This is a genomic window from Haloterrigena salina JCM 13891 (genome assembly GCF_000337495.1).
GTDB classification, from domain to species: Archaea; Halobacteriota; Halobacteria; order Halobacteriales; family Natrialbaceae; genus Haloterrigena; species Haloterrigena salina.
On record NZ_AOIS01000054.1, the window covers coordinates 115871 to 133627 of the forward strand.

The 17757-nt window shown below is 65.2% G+C and carries 16 protein-coding genes; 8 read left to right on the top strand and 8 right to left on the bottom strand.

Annotation, left to right across the window (positions count from 1 at the left end; genetic code table 11):
* Positions 1 to 32 precede the first annotated feature (32 nt).
* Positions 33 to 1040 (top strand): PGF-CTERM sorting domain-containing protein, encoded by a 1008-nt coding sequence (locus C477_RS16145; RefSeq protein WP_008895594.1) that lies wholly within the window; start codon positions 33 to 35, stop codon positions 1038 to 1040.
* A gap of 64 nt (positions 1041 to 1104) precedes the next feature.
* Positions 1105 to 1323: a hypothetical protein gene (locus tag C477_RS16150; RefSeq protein ID WP_008895595.1), complete on the top strand. Its 219-nt coding sequence runs from the start codon at positions 1105 to 1107 to the stop codon at positions 1321 to 1323.
* Positions 1324 to 1559: 236 nt separating this feature from the next.
* Here C477_RS16150 and C477_RS16155 read toward each other — a convergent pair whose 3' ends face one another.
* Genes C477_RS16155 through C477_RS16165 form a run of 3 tightly spaced genes read right to left on the bottom strand, consistent with a single transcriptional unit; the run spans position 1560 to position 3636 of the window.
* Complete coding sequence (locus tag C477_RS16155; protein ID WP_008895596.1) at positions 1560 to 2258, bottom strand: cytochrome c biogenesis CcdA family protein; 699 nt, start codon at positions 2256 to 2258, stop codon at positions 1560 to 1562.
* Positions 2255 to 2809 (bottom strand): TlpA family protein disulfide reductase, encoded by a 555-nt coding sequence (locus C477_RS16160; RefSeq protein WP_008895597.1) that lies wholly within the window; start codon positions 2807 to 2809, stop codon positions 2255 to 2257. The genes C477_RS16155 and C477_RS16160 overlap by 4 nt, the downstream gene beginning before the upstream one ends.
* 2 nt (positions 2810 to 2811) lie before the next feature.
* Positions 2812 to 3636, bottom strand: a complete 825-nt coding sequence (locus C477_RS16165) for an SCO family protein (RefSeq protein WP_008895598.1) — start codon at positions 3634 to 3636, stop codon at positions 2812 to 2814.
* Between the two features lie 272 nt (positions 3637 to 3908).
* Here C477_RS16165 and C477_RS16170 point away from each other — a divergent pair, with 272 nt between their 5' ends.
* From C477_RS16170 to C477_RS16175, 3 genes are all read left to right on the top strand, one after another.
* Complete coding sequence (locus tag C477_RS16170) at positions 3909 to 5015, top strand: DUF7350 domain-containing protein (RefSeq protein WP_008895599.1); 1107 nt, start codon at positions 3909 to 3911, stop codon at positions 5013 to 5015.
* A 148-nt stretch (positions 5016 to 5163) separates the two neighbouring features.
* Positions 5164 to 5340 (top strand): hypothetical protein, encoded by a 177-nt coding sequence (locus C477_RS23850; protein WP_160168022.1) that lies wholly within the window; start codon positions 5164 to 5166, stop codon positions 5338 to 5340.
* A 1330-nt stretch (positions 5341 to 6670) separates the two neighbouring features.
* Positions 6671 to 7876, top strand: coding sequence for a Cdc6/Cdc18 family protein (locus C477_RS16175; RefSeq protein ID WP_008895601.1), 1206 nt, complete (start codon positions 6671 to 6673; stop codon positions 7874 to 7876).
* Positions 7877 to 8026: 150 nt separating this feature from the next.
* Here the strand turns inward: C477_RS16175 and C477_RS16180 are convergent, their stop codons facing one another.
* Positions 8027 to 9223 carry an aminopeptidase P family protein gene (locus C477_RS16180; protein ID WP_008895602.1) on the bottom strand — a complete coding sequence of 399 codons (1197 nt, stop codon included), beginning with the start codon at positions 9221 to 9223 and terminating at the stop codon, positions 8027 to 8029.
* A gap of 230 nt (positions 9224 to 9453) precedes the next feature.
* Between C477_RS16180 and C477_RS16185 the strand changes: the two genes are divergently transcribed.
* The 3 genes from C477_RS16185 (at position 9454) to C477_RS16195 (ending at position 12733) form a co-directional block, all read left to right on the top strand.
* On the top strand, positions 9454 to 11214 hold the full coding sequence (locus C477_RS16185) for an alpha,alpha-trehalose-phosphate synthase (UDP-forming) (protein WP_008895603.1): 1761 nt from the start codon (positions 9454 to 9456) through the stop codon (positions 11212 to 11214).
* Between the two features lie 3 nt (positions 11215 to 11217).
* Complete coding sequence (otsB, locus tag C477_RS16190; protein ID WP_008895604.1) at positions 11218 to 12102, top strand: trehalose-phosphatase; 885 nt, start codon at positions 11218 to 11220, stop codon at positions 12100 to 12102.
* A gap of 277 nt (positions 12103 to 12379) precedes the next feature.
* A complete protein-coding gene (locus tag C477_RS16195) occupies positions 12380 to 12733 on the top strand; it encodes a winged helix-turn-helix domain-containing protein (RefSeq protein WP_008895605.1) in 354 nt (117 codons plus the stop codon).
* A 153-nt stretch (positions 12734 to 12886) separates the two neighbouring features.
* Here C477_RS16195 and C477_RS16200 read toward each other — a convergent pair whose 3' ends face one another.
* The 4 genes from C477_RS16200 to C477_RS16215 all read right to left on the bottom strand — a co-directional run bounded on the left by C477_RS16200 (position 12887) and on the right by C477_RS16215 (position 17738).
* The gene (locus tag C477_RS16200; RefSeq protein ID WP_049914609.1) at positions 12887 to 13648 is read right to left on the bottom strand and encodes a peptidase M10A and M12B matrixin and adamalysin; all 762 of its coding nucleotides are present in this window, start codon (positions 13646 to 13648) and stop codon (positions 12887 to 12889) included.
* 71 nt (positions 13649 to 13719) lie between these two features.
* On the bottom strand, positions 13720 to 14103 hold the full coding sequence (locus C477_RS16205; protein WP_049914593.1) for a hypothetical protein: 384 nt from the start codon (positions 14101 to 14103) through the stop codon (positions 13720 to 13722).
* 304 nt (positions 14104 to 14407) lie between these two features.
* Entirely contained in the window at positions 14408 to 16525 is a 2118-nt protein-coding gene (locus C477_RS16210; RefSeq protein ID WP_008895608.1) for a bacterio-opsin activator domain-containing protein, read from the bottom strand.
* Between the two features lie 382 nt (positions 16526 to 16907).
* Positions 16908 to 17738 carry a hypothetical protein gene (locus tag C477_RS16215; RefSeq protein WP_008895609.1) on the bottom strand — a complete coding sequence of 277 codons (831 nt, stop codon included), beginning with the start codon at positions 17736 to 17738 and terminating at the stop codon, positions 16908 to 16910.
* Between the last annotated feature and the right edge of the window lie 19 nt (positions 17739 to 17757).

Sequence of the window (17757 nt, forward strand, 5' to 3'; positions counted from 1 at the left end):
ATGGCGATCGCGACTCGCGCGGAGGGCGACGCATGATGCCGTCGCGAAACGCCGTCGCCGCCGGGCTGGTCGCACTTCTGCTGGTCGGCTCGCTCGGCGCGGTCGGGATGATCGCTGCGGCGAGCGGCGCTCCCGCGGCGGACGCGACGGCCGGCGCGAACGCACAGGAAGACGACACGGCGCAAAACGTCTCGGAAGAGGCGTACGTCGAGCCGGCGCCCGAGGAAGGCGAACTGTACTACGAAGCCAGCAACGGAGACTGGGTCAGCTACGTCAACCCGCGGGACGAGTACCGGTCGCCGTACCTCGGCGACGGCTCCGGAAAGATCGGCGTGACGCTGCTCAACGAGGCGGGCGAGCCGATCGTCGGCGAGACGGTTCCCAACACCACCATCACGATCCCGACCGGCGAGACGGTGTCGTGGCACTCCCACGCCGATCCGATAACCGTCCGGCTTCCGCTGACCGAGCACTACGATCGACCGCTCGACGCCGACCAGTTCGGCACGACCGACGACCTCCCGCAGGGCGACGGCTACATGGACTCCCACACCATCGAGATGCACGGCCACCCCGAGGACGCGACGATCGAGTACGGCGAGGCGCGAGTCAGCGGCGAGCACGCCGACAAGATCGAGGTCGTCGGCTACATCCAGAAGGCCCACGACACGTGGGAGACGGACATCGACCCGCTCGAAGCCGCCGAGCCCTACGAGGAAGCCGGGGGCGGCTGGACCTACGAACCCAACGGCTCGCACGGCCAGGTCATCGTCGTCCTCCAGCTCGATAGCGACGTGACGGGTGCCGACGGCGGCTCCGCCGTGGACGACGGTACGAACGACAGCGACGGCATCAATGCGACCGACGGCGAGAATACCAGCGATCCCGCCAACGAGACCGAAACGTCGCCCGCGGACGAGACGAACGGCGACGACGGGAACGATGACGACGGGAGCAGCGAGATGCCCGGGTTCGGCGTCCCCGCAGTCGTCGTCGCACTGACGGTCGCAGCGCTCGTCGCCGCCCGGCGGACGGGCTGACGCCGCCCGTTCCGATCGACACCCAACCAGTGCGATTTTGACGGTGCGCTCGAGAGTAGGGGACATGACAGCTCCGAACGACTCGGACGACCCGCAGGTACCGATCGTCTGCCCCGAGTGCGAGACGACCTCCCGCGTGTCGCTGGCAGACGTCGCCGACGCGGTCGAGCGACACAATGCGCAGCTCCACGGCGGCGAGGACGTGGCGACCGTCGATCCCGACATCGCCGACCGTATCGCCGATCTGGCCGCCGACGATCTCGGATTGCTCGAGGAGCCGTAATCCAGCGGCTACCGTCCCAAAAGACTGCGCAGGCGCTCGAGCAGCGAATCGGACTGCGACGTCGCGGACGAGTCGTCCCGTTTCGTCACGATTCCTTCTTCGTCGGGCGAGTCGTCCAATCGAACGTCGGGTCGTTTGGAGTCCATCCTTCCTAGGGAGGGCCACGAGCGCAACGACGGCTAGCCTTGCGTGTGAATGGGGACGGCGAAGACGAACGCTTGGGACCACGTCGGCCGCTACCACGGCACAGCCGGCAACGAAATGACGTCGAGGACGACGACGGCGAGGAACAACTGGCCGACTCCGGCGACGACCATGACGACGCCCGCGAGTCGCTCGAGCAGTCTGCTATACGCGGCCAGTCGGCCAGCACTGGCGATCAGACCCATCCCCGTCGCGACGGTCAGCGAAACCATCAACACGACGATACTGCCGACGTAGGTGCCGACGACCAGCGCCGCCGAGACCGGCGGAAGCGAGAGCGCCTGTGCGATGACGCCGATAAAAAACGGCGCCACGCAGCCCGCCGCCGCCAGCGCGTAGCCCGCACCGAAGATCGCGAACCCGAGCACGCTCGAGCGGCGTTTCGGTAACGCTACCGAGAGTGAGGGCGCCCGATCGAAGATGATCAACACCCCGAACGCGATCAGGATCGCGCCGACGATCGGTTCGAAAAGAACGATCCCCGAGAGCCGCGAGTGGCCGATCCAGTAGGCGGCGACCAGAAGCGCGGCGAACGTCCCGAGGACGCCGAGCCCGGCCACGAGACCGCGGACGAGTGCGCCGGACAGGGACGCCTCGTCGCCCTCCGTCTGACTCACGTAAAAGCCGACGTACCCCGGTAAGAGGGGGTACGAACACGGCGAGAAGAACGTCGCGATCCCGGCGGTCAGCGCGAAGGCGAGCGGCGTGAGTAGCGACGCGTCGGGGATCATGCCGATTCGACGTCGCTTTCCGCGATTGCCTGTTCGATCCCGTCGACGAGTTTGTCGGCGCTCTTGGTCCCAGTACTGGACCACTGAACGACACCACCGTCGTCGAGGGCGACGGCCCGAGGCACGCCGCCGGGGTATTCCGAAGAGAGTTCAGCCGAGGGATCGATCCCCACCGTCCAGCTCCCGCCGTGTTCGTCCCACCAGTCGGCCAGTTCCGACTCGGAGATCGACTCGTTGGTGACCGAACAGAACAGGACCTCGTCGCCGAACTGCGCGGCGGCCTCGCTGAGCGCCGGCATCTGTTCGATACAGGGCCCACACCAGGTGCCGAAGAAATCGACAAACGTCACACGACCCAGATCGGGGACCGAAACCGTTCCGGCGTCGCTCCCGGGCGCGTCGATTGTCTCGATCTCGATCGGTTCGCGCGAGTCGTCCTCGTTCTGGTTGAGGAGGCGATCGACCGACGGGAGCCCGTACACCGCCGCGGCGCCGCCACCGACGACTACGCCCGCGCTACCCAGTCCAGCGAGGAGTTCTCGCCGGCGCATCCTCACTCCACCCCGACGACTGTGCCGACGTCCTCGAGGAGCTGTTCCTTGGTCACGGCCATTTCTGACTGGACGGCTTTCGGATAGGCGCGCTCGACGTAGCCGTCCTCGTTGACGAGCGTGATCCGTTTGCTGTGGATGATTTGGGTGTGGCCGGCGTGGGCGCCGTCGTCGTGGCTCTCGTTTCCGCTGTGGCTCTCGTTTCCGCTGTGGCTCTCATTGCCGCTGTGGCCGCCATCGTCGTGACTCTCGTTGCCGCCGTGACCGTCGTCCTCGGAGCTTTCGTTGCCGTCGTCCGATTCGTCGGCGGTCGTGATCGGCATGCCGAACTTCTCTTCCATGATCTGTTTTGCTTCCTCGTTGGTTTCGGGCCGGAGGAAGTGGAAGTTGTCGGCCTCGTAGTCGAGGTGCTGTCCCTCGGCGTGGTCCTTCAACGCCTCGGCGGTGTCGTTTTTGGGGTCGAACGTGAACGCAAGCAGGGCGATATCGTCCGCGTAGTCGCGCTCGGCGGCGTCTTCCTGGACCCACTGCAGCCGCGTCAACAGCGCCGGACAGACGCCGTCCGGACACGAGGTGTAGAAGTACGTCAGCAGGAAGGGCCGTTCGCCGACGAAGTCCTCGAGCGAGACGGTCGTTCCGGCGATCGGGTCGGGAATCGAAAACGACGGGAACTCGTCGCCGTGGCTCGGATAGCTGGGATCGGACGGATGATCGTCGGCCGGTGGGAGGGCCGTGTTGCTGTTTCCGAGACCCAAACTGTTGAGACAGCCGGCGATACCCGCGAAACCTGCGACTCCGAGTGATCCGAGATACGTCCGCCGTTCCATACGAGGGACGTAGCAGCGCGCGATCAAAGGTTCGTTGGTTCACTCACCGAATACGGCGCGCAACGATACGGATCGACACGGATCAACGCGGCACGCCGGCGGCGACTCGACCGACGCCGACGGGCTGATCGACAGCGGCGGACGACAGTGACGAGTTGACCGTTACGCGCGTATAAAATAGAGTACTTAGAGTACTATCGAAGAATCTCGAGTCCGCGATTCGAGGGGTGAACCAACAGGGGTTTTGCGGCTGCCGCTCCAAGACGCGGACGATGAACCGTCGGGCCTTTCTCCGTGGTACGGCCGTCGCCGGTACCGCCGCGTTCGCCGGCTGTCTCGAGCGTCTGGGTTTCGAAGAGGAGTCGGCGTGGGACAACCCACCGCTCGTGGAGGATCGCCCCGACGCGGTCTACCTGCCCTCCAGCAAGGAGGAGATGGGCCACTACGGTCGCGCGAGCGACGACGAGTACGCCGTCGAACTCTCCTATACGATACCCCACCGGTTCTGGACCGTCTCCGGCGACACTCAGCGGATCGACGTGGACACCGACGACAGCATGCACCTCATGCTGACCGTCTGGGACGAGGAGACGGACACCATCCTTCCGGTGAATACCGACCTCGAGCTCCGGCGCGACGACGGCTCGGTCGTCGAACAGCTGACGCCGTGGTCGATGCTCTCCCAACGGATGGGGACCCACTACGGCGACAACATCACGCTACCCGAGGAAGGCACCTACACCGCCCGCGTGCGGGTCGGTCCCGTCACGACCGAGCGGACCGGCGCGTTCGAGGGTCGGTTCGAGGAGACGAGCACGCTCGAGATCGAGTTCGAGTTCGAGCGCTCGGACATTCACGACCTCGAGTTCAATATGGTCGACGAGGAGCGGCGGGGCGCCCGCGAGGCCCACGAACTGATGGACCCCAGCGGACACGACCACGGCGGGCACGACGAGCACGGCCCCGGACACGCCCCGACCTCCGACGGACCGCCGGTCGCGGACCTGCCCGGCAACCGGCTCGGGACCGAACGCAGCGCGGACGCGAAGATCACCGCGATCCGAGCGAACGCCGATCGTGTGGCCGGCGACGGCGACTATCTCGTCGTCTGTCCCCGAACGCCGTACAACGACGTGACCCTCCCGTCCGCGACGCTGAGCGCCACGGTCGAGCGCGGCGGAACGACCGTCCTCGAGGGCGAGTCGCTCGCGGAGACGATCGATCCAGCGTTCGGCCACCACTACGGACTGGCTCTCGAGCGCCTCGAGAGCGGCGACGAACTCACCGTTGCCGTCGACCGTCCGCCACAGATAGCGCGCCACGACGGCTACGAAACCGCGTTTTTCGACTTCGAAGACGTGCAGTATACCGTGTCCTGACGCGATCAGTGGACGAAGCGACTGCGGCCCGTTCCGAACTGTTCAGTTCGTGTAAACTCGATCCTACAGTAGTGAAACGATTCAAATCCGACGCTGAGCGAACGTACGGTTGGTATAACTATGCGGAATTCTCCCCAATCTCGAATGCATGTCCCAGTCAAACCGCTCAGAGATGCGTATCGGTTGTCCCGAGTGCGAGGCAACGGTCAACGCATCCGTTCCCCCTGGGCCGGGAATCCACGACGATCGCACCACGAACCGACTGCAAGGTCGGGAGACGGCCTGTCGGAACTGCGGTCACGAACTCGAACTCTACTACTACTGAACGGCGACGACGTCGATCGGCGTCCCCACACCGGTAGTCGTCCCTCGATATTCTCGAGAACCCACACACCACGTTTCCGGTGAAATAACACGCCGCTGAACGATCGATTCTCGAGGCAGTGCCGCGCTGCGGGCAGCCTCGCAGTGACACACCACGTTTCCGGTGAAGGTGGGACGGTGGGGCACGAGGACGGTACTGAGGAGATGGATGGACGGAAGATCGTAACACCCCTCACGGACACACCACGTTTCCGGTGAACGCAGGTCCAGTGAACAATCGAGTAGCAAATCTCGATGTCGCTGTCCGCTCGAGCAGTACGGTCTCGAGCCAACTCGGATCGATTGGTTAGTTCAAGAACGGGTATTCCATTTGTTTGCGTATTGTAACCATATATCGTGATAGCAGAACATACTGCCAGCGCGCGCACACCACGTTTCCGGTGAAACGCGATGAGAAGGGACGGGGGGAAGAAAGTGGAGACACACACACCACGTTTCCGGTGAAAGAGGGTTCGAAGAAGGGGGAAGAACGCAATGTTTCGGAGAGAGGAAGAATAGAACGAATAGTCTAAGAGACGAGGAAATGGAGTTTGTTCAGGTGATATCTCTGGATATTCGCACATTGATTCTCACTCAGAAGAGAATTCAGACAAGATTTGGAAGTCATTCCAAGAACCCCTGTTGCCACAGCTTCCTCTTCCGCTCTATCAACAAGTATAATACACTGCACAGAAAAAAGTCCATTGAGTCAAAACAAGACTAAGAGAGTCGACGTTAGTCGACAACCGTTCTTTCACCGGAAATCCTTTTATTGTTCTCTCTCTTCGGTCAGAAGATATCTCTGAAGCATCGATAGAGCCCTTCGTACGGTTCACTTCGGCTTCTTTCTCGGTGCAGTCCCTCTCCAGTCTTTTCTCGAGCCGTGTTGCAATCCACCGATCTGACTCTAACAGACATCCCGATCGGAAAGCGACACGTACTCGAGGGGAGCGGGAGTGACGAACATTCTATTCTCCCAGTATAATGGACATACTACCGTTGATACGCCGATATTCCGATCGCTCTACTCCGCTCCTCTCCGTCGCACGTTCGACACCACACCGGGTTTCCGATGAATACTAACCCCCGTTTCAACTGGAACCCCATCCCCCGATTTTCCCCGTTCACCGGAAACGTGGTGTGTGTGTCTTCGCCCGCCGATTCCGCTACCCTAACTATTATATAATCGCTTGAAACACTCTCTTTCCGCCATAATTCACCGCCCTGAGCGGTGAACCCACCTCGAGTCCAAACAATAAAGACGTTTCACCGGAAACGTGGTGTCTACGATCATGTCGAGTTCCGGCGACGACCTGTTTACCCGTGACGACCCTATCTTCGAGAACAAGGAGCTACTCGAGATCAACCACCTCCCGGAGGAGGGGCGGATCGTCGGCCGGGACGACGAGATCGCCGATCTCGCCAACGCCGTCAACCCGGCGATCTTCGGACAGAGTCCGAGCAACCTGCTTATCTACGGGAAGACGGGCACCGGCAAATCCCTCTGTGCGAAACACATCTCCGAACGGTTGGTCCGCGTCGCGACGGAGGAAGGCGTCACCGCGGAGTTCGCCTACGTCGACTGCGCCCAGGACAGCACGGAGACGCAGGCGGTCCAGACGATCGCCCACTCCCTGAACGATTCCGACCGGACCGACATCAAGATCCCCGATAAGGGGCTCAGCACGTCGACCTACTACAAGCGCCTCTGGACGGTGCTGGACTCCCAGTACGAGGTCGTCCTCATCATCCTGGACGAGGTCGACAAGCTCGACGACGACGGCATCCTCATGCAACTCTCGCGCGCGGGTGAGGCCGGCAAACTCGATGACTGCAAGATCGGCGTTATCGGAATCAGCAACAAGATCAAGTACAAGGACCGGATGGACGAGCGGGTCAAGTCCAGTCTCTGTGAGCGGGAGTTCGTCTTCCCGCCCTACGACGCCAACCAGCTCCGGGACATCATGCAGGCTCGCAGCGACGCGTTCAAGGACGGCGTCCTCGAGCCCTCGGTCATCCCCCGGGCCGCGGCGCTGGCGGCCCGGGAACACGGCGACGCGCGGAAGGCGATCGACATCCTCCGCTACGCCGGCGAGATCGCCCAATCGAACGGCAGCGAAACGGTTCGCGAGGAGTACGTCGTTCAGGCCCGCGAACGGGCCGAGACCGACCGGTTCCGGGAACTCATCCGGGGGTCGACGCCCCACTCCCGGTACGTCCTGCAAGCCCTTGCAGTTCTCGCGCTCAACACGCCCGACGAGGACGGCTTTCGGACGACCAGGATCTTCGACGTCTACGAGGAGATCTGTCGTCAGGAGGGGTCGGACACCCTTTCCCTGCGTCGCGTCCGCGACCTCCTGAAAGAACACGCGTTCCTCGACATCATCGAGCAGTCTCGCCAGAGCGGCGGCAGCGCCGAGGGAAGCTACACCGAACACCAACTGCTCGAGGATCCGGACGTCGTCCGGAAGGTGCTCGTCGAGACCGACGACGCGTAATCGTCTCCTCGCGACGCCCCGACGTCCGCTGCCAGTCAGACCGGCTGCCCGGCTGTTTCAGTGGAAACCCGGTGTCTGCTCCGATGGCGAGCCGCGTCGGATTCAGTGGAAACGCGGTGTGTTTTCAACGGAAACCCGGTGTCTCCGCGCTCACTGAACGTTATCCCCGGTCTCCCAGCCGCGCGGCGACTCGTTCAGTCGCTCGGCGCCGTCCTCGGTGACGACGACCAGGTCCTCGATCCGGACGCCGAACTCGCCCTCGAGGTAGATCCCCGGTTCGACGGAGAAGACCATCCCGGGCTCGAGTTCCCGGTCGTTGTCCGCGACGATGTAGGGCGGTTCGTGGACCTCGAGGCCGACGCCGTGACCGGTTCGGTGGACGAATTCGTCGCCGTAGCCCGCGTCCTCGATGACCGATCGCGCCGCTCGATCGACCGCGCCGGCGGTCGCGCCGGGCTCGACGACCTCGACGGCGGCTCGTTGTGCCTCGCGGACGACTTCGTGCACCCGCTCGTACCGATCGTACTTGTCCGCGGGCTCGTCGCCGACGACGATCGTACGCGTCTGGTCGCCGGGGTAGCGGCCGGTTCCGTCCTCGAGGTCGGCGTCGACGAACGCGCCGAAGTCCAGCACGATCGGATCGCCGCGTTCGATCTCCCGGTCGCCGCTGTGGTGGTGGGGTCGGGCGCCGTTCGGTCCCGACGCGACGATCGTCTCGAACGCCGGATCGCCGCCGCCGTACTCGGCGAGCAGCCGCTCGATCTCGCTCGCCAGCGCCGCCTCCGTCCGCCCGACCAGGTCGGTCCCGCGCGAGCGGATCTCGAGCGAGACGCGGTCCGCGATTTCTCCGGCCCGCCGGAGCGCCTCGAGTTCGACGTCGTCCTTCCGGAGCCGGAGGTCCTCGAGGACGCGACTGGCGAGGTCGAACGTCGCCGCCGGCGCACATTCCCGCAGATCCTGCGTGAACGTCGCCCACATGCGGTCGTCGACGAGGATCGTCGGCGCGTCGTCGCCCTGCGACGAGCCGGGATCCCCGTCGCCCGCCGGCAGCAGTTCCGCCAACACTGCTTCGATCTCCTCGAGCGGGTCGTCATCGTCGTCCCACAGCCGTACCGCCAGCGTTTCGATCGGCAGCGTCCGAAGCTGGGCGTCGTACATCGTCGGCGCGACGACGACCGGATCGCCGACCCGCGGGACGAACAGCAACAGGTGGCGTTCCGACGGCGATTCCTCGAAGCCGGTCAGGTAGGTGAGATTCGGGCCCGGAACGAGGACGGCCAGCGCGGCGTCGGTGCGCTCGAGTCGGCGCTGACACGCCTCGAGACGGCGTTCGAACGGGGATCGCATACGCGAGAATTCGGTCGGCCGGGGAAAGAACGTTCGGTCGGAACGGCGACCTCGGTCTCCAACCGGCGCTCTCGAGACGGGGGAGCGACGCGAATCGATACCGGCCGCGATCGGCCCGAAACCGCCGTGCAGCGCCCGTCAACGGATACCGATAGGTAGCAGCGCGTATATGGCTTCCATGCGGTTGCAGGCCGCGGACCGACCCGCGACGAGGTTGTCAATAGCAGCGAATGCGATTTACCGATGCGCGGTTGCCGTCGACGCATCCGAGCAATCGTCAGTTACGGGCCGACGGATACGGCCGTTCGACTGCGGATTCGCGATCTGACGGGTCCGTCTGTCCCGGTTCTCTGATTGTCGTCTCGAACCGCCAGCCGTACCGCCACGAGTACGATTCGGAGGCCGAAGACTCCGGTGGCGGCGACCGATCGACCGATACGTCGTCGATTACGGTCGACGAGCCGACGGGCGGCCTGACAGCCGGTCTCGATCCCGTTGTCCAGGCCTCCGAGGGGACCTGGATCGCCTGGGGGGACGGCGAGGCCGACTTCGACGTCGCCGACGACGACGGCTGTATCGGGGTGCCGCCGGGTGACGAGTCGTACACCCTCCAGCGGATCGATCTCTCGGAGGAGGCCGTCGACTCCTACTACTACGGGTTCAGCAATCGCGTGCTCTGGCCGCTCTGTCACGGCTTCGTCGATCTCGTCGAGAACCGATCGAACGATTTCGAGTGGTACCGGACGGTCAACGAGCGCTTCGCCGATGCGGTGGCCGAACACGCCGAGCCCGACTCGGTCGTCTGGGTGCAGGACTATCACTTCGGCCTCGCGCCGCGGATGATCCGGGAGTCGGTTCCCCGTTCGACGACCGTCGCCCAGTTCTGGCACATTCCGTGGCCGACGCCGGCCTCGTTCCAGCACTGCCCGGGCGGGCGGGCGATCCTCGAGGGTCTGCTCGGCAACGACCTGCTCGGCTTTCACATCGACCGCTACGTCGAACGGTTCCTCGACTGCGTCGAGCGATACTTACCCGGGGCCGACGTCGATCGGACCCAGCGAACCGTCGCCTACGGCGGGGGGACGACGCGGATCGTCGCGACGCCCATGGGCGTCGACGCGCCGACTCACGATGAGAACGCGCGGGCGGTCGACTCGGACCAGCTCTCGTCGCTGTTCGACCGCTACGACATCTCCCGCGAGAACGTCATCGGGCTCGGCGTCGATCGCCTCGATTACTCGAAGGGGATCCCCGAACGGCTGGCCGCGATCGAACGGCTCCTCGAGCGCAATCCGGGGTGGCACGGCGAGTTTACGTTCCTCCAGACGGCGACGCCGTCCCGGACCGACATCGACGCCTACCAGCGCCACGGCGACCTCGTCAGGAGCGAAGTGACGCGGATCAACCGGCGGTTCGGAACCGACGACTGGGAGCCGATCGTCTACACCGAAGACTACCTCTCGAACGAGGAACTGTCCGGGCTCTACCGCCGCGCTGACCTAATGGTCGTGAGCCCCCTGGTCGACGGGATGAACCTGGTCGCCCAGGAGTACGTCGCCGCGAGCGTCGACGGGGACGGTGTGCTCGTCCTGAGCGAGGGAACCGGAGCCCACGATCGGCTCGGGTCGCACGCGCTGACGATCGATCCGACCGACGTCGACGGCTTCGCATCGCAACTCGAGGCGGCGGTTACGATGGCGCCCCGCGAGGGCCAACACCGGATGAACACGCTCCGAAACCGTGTCTTCGACGGTGACCTCGAGTGGTGGATGGAGACCCAGTTCGACTGGATTCGCCGGGTTCACGCCGACAAGCGACGCGACGGCGGGAATCGCGGTTCCGGATCCGACTCCGATCCCGATCGCGGTCCCGGTTCCGACGCCGGTTCGGATACCGACGCGGGCCGGAGCACCGACCGCGCCGGCGACTCGCGATCTGAGTCCCGGTCGAGTTCGGACGGGGACACGAACGAACCGCCGTCGACAGTGTGATCGATGTCGGACGAAACCCTTCCGCGTCCGGTTGACGAGGCGCGGGACCGGATCCGGTCGCGACTCGCCGCCGGCTCGAGGCTGTGTTGCTGTCTGGACTTCGACGGCACGCTCGCCCCGATCGTCGAGGACCCCGACGCGGCGGCGCCGACGGCGGAAAACGAAGCGGCGGTCGCGTCGCTGTCGGCCGATCCTGCGGTCTCGACGGCGATCGTCAGCGGCCGCGCGCTGGCCGACGTTCGCGACCGCATCGACGGCCCGTCGATCTACGCCGGAAACCACGGGCTCGAACTCGAGCGAAACGACTCGCTCGCCGTCCACCCGGTCGCGCGCAAACGCGCCGCGCGCATCGACGAGGTGTGCGGAATCCTCGAGTCGGTGCTCGAGCCGATCCCGAACGCCCGAATCGAAAACAAGCGATTGACCGGGACGGTCCACTACCGATCCGTGCCGCCGGCGATGCGGCCGATCGTCCAGCGGCGGACGCACGCGGTCGTCGACCGGTTCGGCGGCGACGCCCTCGAGGTGTCCTCCGGGAAGCGCATCCTCGAGATCGGACCGTCGATCCCGTGGGGGAAGGGGAACGCGGTCGCGTTGATCGCGGCTGATATGCCGCCGGGAGCCGTCCCGATCTATATCGGCGACGACGTGACCGACGAATCGGCGTTCCGGACCGTCGAATCCGACGGGATCGGGATTCGCGTCGGCGGCGACGAGCCGTCGGCCGCCTCCTATCGGCTCGACTCGCCCGACGCCGTCGCTCGGTTCCTCGAGTGGCTCGAATCGATCGCGACCGAAACGCTCGAGTGGACCGGGTCGCAAGCGAGTGCCCCGGCCGGAGCCGCGATCGCGGCCGACGGGTCGACGGATGATTACTCCGAGTCCTAAGCGATATCGAGAACACGTCCGTCCGCGTTCGCTACCACGGTGACGCCGGCCAGCGTTCTCCGGCTTCACCGGCCGATTACCGCCGGCCGGTCTCGAGATCGCCGTCGGTCGCGACGCCGATACGAAAATCGTTTAGCCTGTCACTACTGAGTGACTCCGATCGATTATTCGAGGCTATCTCTCGTTTTCAATACCTTTCCTGACGTATAACCCAATCGATCAAGCCGAAAGTATTAGTTACCACTGGAAATATAGTTCCTACCGAGAGTGAACGATAGTGAAACTGCGTCAACCTACTGATTTCCTGATCCTTGAGGCGCTCGAGGAGAAAGGCCGGAACGTCGCAACGAATCTCGCCGAACACACGGGGAAGAGCCGCAAAAACATCAATACTCGGTTGCCAGTACTCGAAGATTACGGGCTGGTTCGCAAGATCGGTCCGGCCGAGCGGTCCGGACTGTACGAGATTACGTCGGCAGGCAAGGCGGCGCTCGTCTATCGCGACCAGTACGACGAGGTTGACGACTTCGAGTCGCTCATCGAAGGGCCCAGCGCCGCCGGGGTCGACGACAACGGGGACCTGCAGGCGAGTTTCGTCCGCGGCGAGGACGAGAGCGACGACGACGAGTAATCCGTTTCTGCCTCGATCCGTTCGGACGATCCGCCGCGAAGCCGCGAGTAGCGTGACGTTGTGTCGCCGGCCGGCCGCCGATAGCGCCGATGGGCCGATCTCGAGGACGGCCGGAGCTGTCCTTCGACTCCCGCGTTCCGCTGTGCTCCTCGCTTATCCGAGTCCGATACCGCTGTACGCGGCGAGTTCGCGTCGCGCGCACGCGGAGAATTCCAGACTGAGTTTTCGCGGTCGATCCGCCGGCTCCGGATACGGACGCCCGCACGCCGAGCGTTCGACGTCGGCGTCGCCGTTCCAGGCGTAACTGCTCACCATCGGCGTCGCGACGATCGCGCCGCCGTGCCGGAAGGAGACGCCGTGTTCGTGATCCAGCCCGAGCGCGTGGCCGATCTCGTGGACGAGCACCTGTATCGAGCGCGTCGCCGGCTCGTTCGGCACGATACCCCGCTCGGCGTCCGCCGCCGGCGTCGAGAGCAGGTCGTCGAACGACGCGAGCGAGGCGAGGTGTCGGGCGCCGCCGACCGACGCGACGTGCGGGAGCCCGTATCCGGTCGGCGTCCGTCGCATCTGGCCGTCCGTGACGAGCAGGTTGACGTCGGCGACGGGGGTGACCGCGGGCGCTCCCACCGCGCCCGCCGCGAGCATCAGCGGCCACTCCCCGTGGCTCGTGACGCGCGCCCCGTTTTCGGTCGAGACGTCGACGGTGCCGCCGATCGAGCACTCGAGCGTCCAGTACTCGAGATCGAAGATCCGCTCGAGGTACCCCCGAAGCCGCTCGGCGACGCCGTCGTACTCCGCGGCGCCGCTCGAGAGCCAGACGCGGATATCGAGGGTCTCGACCGGCTCTCGAGTCGTATACGCGAGCGTTCCGACCGAGGTAAGCGAGCCGACGGCCCCGAGCTGTCTCTTATACACATCTCTGAGCGGNTTCACATATTCGCCGCTTATCGGCGGCCCGCCGCAGCTGTCACAATCGGCGGCGTCGACTACTTCGGCAGCGAACCGTTCGGGACCGGCCGCCGCGTGTCGACGACGCGAGCGCCGCGGTCGTCGATTCGGAGCTCGACCCACGCGGGAAGGTCGTCGGTCGGCGTCAGCAACAGTAACGAGCCGCCGCTCGTTTCCACCAGCCGTCGGTCCGGATCGCGCTGTCGCATGCATGGCGTCCAGCGGTTAGTTCGAAGCCGCCGCCTGAGCTGCCAGTGGGTGTAGTAGCGACCGTTCGATCCCTCGTAGAGTCCCTCGACCGGTACGTCTGGCATCACGTCCGTGCACCCTCCCCCGAGCGGCGGCCGCTCGCCGCCGGAATACTCGTCGTTCCCATCGTAGTCGGAGGGGATCGACGCGTTCGCATCGTCGCTCGGGTTCATATGGCCCTCTTTTAACATCTCGTGAGTATCGGCGTTCGTGACGTATTCGCGTCGACGTTCGGCGGGAGTCGGAAGCAACGAGCGCGTCGACGGCCGAGCAGTGTCCCCAGTCGAGTGACGACCCGCTACGCCGTCTCTCCGCTCCGTCCCGACGGGCTCTGATGGCGAGATCGGCTTTCGGTTCGACACACCGGGTTTCCGGTGAACGAACGGCGGCGATCGACCGACGATCGGCACCGCTGAGCGCTCGGGATCGGCCCCGTCGCGTGCTTGCTAAGCGGTCCCGCCGGTCAACCGCCGCCGCTCAGGGCGGCTGTGGACCGCCGCTGGCTTCGAAGAACTCCTCGAGGACCGCCTTCATCCCCTTCCGGAGGTGCTGGTGCATCGTCGGCGGCGAGACGTCCATCGCCTCGGCGATCTCCTCGCCGGTGCTCTCGCGGGGCCACTCGAAGAAGCCGCTGTAGTAGGCGAGTCGCAGCGTCGTCAGCTGTCGATCGGTCAGTTGGTCGAAGATGTGATCCCGCCGCTGGGCGGCGGTTCGAACCGGGCGGTCGATCTCGCGGCGCGCGACGAGTTCGGTGTTCTCGTAGATCACCGTCAACGCCTTCGCGATCTCGCGGACGTCCGCATCTTGCGAGACCTCGATCAGACAGGTTCCGACGCCGTCTTCGACAGTGACCTCGCGGAACGTCGCGCCGTGGTTCGCGAGCGTCCGGACCCCCGACTTCGCGAGGCGAATCTCGACCGTGCAGTTCTCGCCGCCGTCGTGAATGAGCCGACAGTTCTCGATCGACGGATGTGCCTCGGCCTCCTCGAGGACGGTCTCGTCGCCGAGGCCGTCGATCGTGACGTACTGGACGGTGCGGCCGTCCGCCGTCGTTCCGGCCCACTCGAGCGAGACGGTACAGCCGTACCGCTCGGAGAGATCGAACGAGAAGGTGTCGCCGCCGTCGATCCGGAACTCGAGTTCGACGACCGTATCGGCGAACAGCAGCTGGCGGTTCTTGACGGCCATGATCGTGAAGCCGATCGTTTCGCCGAGCAGGCCGAACCCGGCCCGCTCGCCCTCTCTGAAGGCGTCTTCGCGGTCCGCGAGGACCGTCAGGACGCCGTAGACCGAGTCGTTGTGGCTGATCGGAACGGCGATCGCGGACCGGACGCCGTCCGTCCGGGCGGCCCTGCTGAGCGATTCGGGCATCGAATCGCTCGTCGGGATGCTCGTCTCCGTCTGGATCTCGCCGGTCTCGACGGCCTGCTGGACCAGACACGCGTGGCCCTCCTCGAGTTCCGTCGCGCGGTCGAGGTACGCGTCCACGTCGCCGGCGCCGGTTCGGAAGGCGAGGTTCCCCCTGCCCGTCCGCTCGGTGATCCAGGCCCCGCAGTACAGCTCCGACTCGACGAGCTGGTCGCAGACCTCCCGTTCGATGGCCTCCCTGGAGGGTGCCTCGACCAGCGTATCGATCACCTGCCCGACGACCGCGCTGATCCTGTTGAGCGTCTCGAGTTCGTCCCGTCGCGATCGCAGCTCCCGTTCCCGCTGCATCCGCTCGGTAATGTCCCTGGCGAGCCAGACGACGGCGTTCCGGCCGTCGATCGGTTCGTCGATCGGGACGACCCGCCCCTCGTACCGTCGGCAGCCGTCGGTCGTTCTCGCCTCGTACTCGATCGATTGGACGTCGCCGGTCCGGAGCGTTCGATCGACACAGGCCTGCAACTTCGCGGCCCTGTCGTCGGGAAACACTTCCACGAGATTCTTCCCGGGCAGTTCGTCGGCCGTCGTCGTGTAGAGATCGGCGGCGTCGGGCCGGATCTTCGCCTCGAGGTAGGTGCCGTCGGCGGCGATGACGAAGGCCTCGTCGGGCAACTCGTTCGCCAGGATGCGGTGGTACTCGCCGGTCGATTCCGTCGACGGCTGACTCTCGACCGGGGCTGCGGAGACGCCGACCGCCGGGCCTGCACCGTTCGCCGCCGTGGCGGACGTCGGTTCGCCGGCGGTCTCGCCGGCGTTGACTGCCCTGCCGAACGTACGGATCGCATCGACGATCCGCTGGACCGGGTCCCCGTCGCCGTCGAGGGGCGCGTACTCGTCGGCGCCGCCCCGAAGTGCCGCCGCCGCGAGCGTCTCACCGCCGGTCGGCGGGGCGACGATCGTCGGCGGGTTCGGCCACGCCTCGAACAGCCGTTTGAGGGCGGTCCGCACCCGTTCGGGACGCTCGAGTTCGAGAACGATCCCGGCGGGAACCGACGGCTCCGCGTCGGACTCGCTTTCCCCGTCGAAGACTGACTCAAGATTGTCCTCGAGGGCCGCTGGCGTGATCGATCGAACGCCGGCCGGAGATGCTTCGCAAAGCCGTCCCTGGAGCGACTCCGAGTGAGACGCCGAGATGTGTACGATCGGACCGGAACGGATCTCGGGGGACATTTGATGTTGGAACGCGGATTTCGTGACCGCCTGAAAGCGTCACTTCAGGAAAAGATTTGCGCGGAATAAAAGCGTACTGGTACTGGATATCCTGATCGGTTACGACGTCCGCACAGCAACCGCCGCGTTCGATGGCCGCCGCGATTGGTGTTTAGACGGAGTTGTTCTCCTCTCCGTCGCTCGACGATAGTTCGCTCCCGACGGGCCGCCTCGGACCGTTCACCCGTCCTCCCGTGATGAAGTACCGCTGGCATGAACACCGTCTACACATTCTAAACATTGCACACATTCTAAACGGTGTAAACCGGAACTACACGTTTAGAACGCGTCTGCTGCGTAGATCCGCTGTCTTCCCGACTCAGCAAAAACCCCCTCGACCCGATTAGAGTCGGCGCATGAACTTCGGCAGGATCCCGCGCTCGCTCGAGTCGGACGCGGCGGCCGGTTCGGCGCCCGGGTGGTCGAACTCCGCCCCGTCTTCGGCGGACTCGGAATCGTCGAACACGTTGGCGCCCGTTCCCCCTTGGCCGGCCGTCTGCTGCCCGGTTGCGTTCTGTCCGGACGCCGACTGCCCGGCGGTGTTCGGTCCGGCGGGACTCGAGGCGGTTTCCGCGGCCGCTCCCGTTTCCGCTCCGCCGGCGGCTGCCTCGGGATCGGCGACGCCGCCACCAGCGGTTTCAGCACCGGGAGCGTTGTCGTCAGCCGGCGATCCCGCACCGATTTCGGTCTCGAGGATGGCGTCGAACTCCTCCTGGGTTCGCGGACCGAAGTAGAAGGGCTGATCGGGCCGGAGGTACTCGCGGAACTGGAAGTTGGCGTACCCCGCCCCGGCCAGCGCGAGGACGACCAGCGGTTCGACGCCGATCAGGGTGGGGCCGGCGGTCAGGATGACGAGAAAGACCGACAGCGGCGAGTAGACGTAGTAGGCGAGCAGCCGAAACCAGGTGGCGACGTAGCCGTCGATGACGTAGGCGTACAGCCCGTAGGCGCCGACGGCCAGTCCCGCGTCGGCGTAGATGGAGACCAGCAGGCCGGCTTCGCCGGCGACGAAGATGTGGATGTGCGTCGCCAGCGCCCCCATCAGGATCGTCGTCCGGTTGACGTACGTCTCGTCTAACGCCATGCCGACGACGAGCACCGCGATCTGGATCAACGGCGCCGCTAACCACCAGGGGAGGGAACTGAGGAGGAACCCGAGGGACACGTCGATCACAGCTGTTCGTGTGGAGGGA

What these genes read in the sequence shown, in the direction of transcription:
- C477_RS16145 (WP_008895594.1), top strand. Translation starts at nt 33, where the DNA reads ATGATGCCGTCGCGAAACGCCGTCGCCGCCGGGCTGGTCGCACTTCTG.
- C477_RS16185 (WP_008895603.1), top strand. Translation starts at nt 9,454, where the DNA reads ATGCGATTTACCGATGCGCGGTTGCCGTCGACGCATCCGAGCAATCGT.
- C477_RS16160 (WP_008895597.1), bottom strand. Translation starts at nt 2,809, where the DNA reads ATGCGCCGGCGAGAACTCCTCGCTGGACTGGGTAGCGCGGGCGTAGTC.
- C477_RS16205 (WP_049914593.1), bottom strand. Translation starts at nt 14,103, where the DNA reads ATGAACCCGAGCGACGATGCGAACGCGTCGATCCCCTCCGACTACGAT.
- C477_RS16165 (WP_008895598.1), bottom strand. Translation starts at nt 3,636, where the DNA reads ATGGAACGGCGGACGTATCTCGGATCACTCGGAGTCGCAGGTTTCGCG.
- C477_RS16180 (WP_008895602.1), bottom strand. Translation starts at nt 9,223, where the DNA reads ATGCGATCCCCGTTCGAACGCCGTCTCGAGGCGTGTCAGCGCCGACTC.
- C477_RS16210 (WP_008895608.1), bottom strand. Translation starts at nt 16,525, where the DNA reads ATGTCCCCCGAGATCCGTTCCGGTCCGATCGTACACATCTCGGCGTCT.
- otsB (WP_008895604.1), top strand. Translation starts at nt 11,218, where the DNA reads ATGTCGGACGAAACCCTTCCGCGTCCGGTTGACGAGGCGCGGGACCGG.
- C477_RS16170 (WP_008895599.1), top strand. Translation starts at nt 3,909, where the DNA reads ATGAACCGTCGGGCCTTTCTCCGTGGTACGGCCGTCGCCGGTACCGCC.
- C477_RS16175 (WP_008895601.1), top strand. Translation starts at nt 6,671, where the DNA reads ATGTCGAGTTCCGGCGACGACCTGTTTACCCGTGACGACCCTATCTTC.
- C477_RS16155 (WP_008895596.1), bottom strand. Translation starts at nt 2,258, where the DNA reads ATGATCCCCGACGCGTCGCTACTCACGCCGCTCGCCTTCGCGCTGACC.
- C477_RS23850 (WP_160168022.1), top strand. Translation starts at nt 5,164, where the DNA reads ATGTCCCAGTCAAACCGCTCAGAGATGCGTATCGGTTGTCCCGAGTGC.
- C477_RS16150 (WP_008895595.1), top strand. Translation starts at nt 1,105, where the DNA reads ATGACAGCTCCGAACGACTCGGACGACCCGCAGGTACCGATCGTCTGC.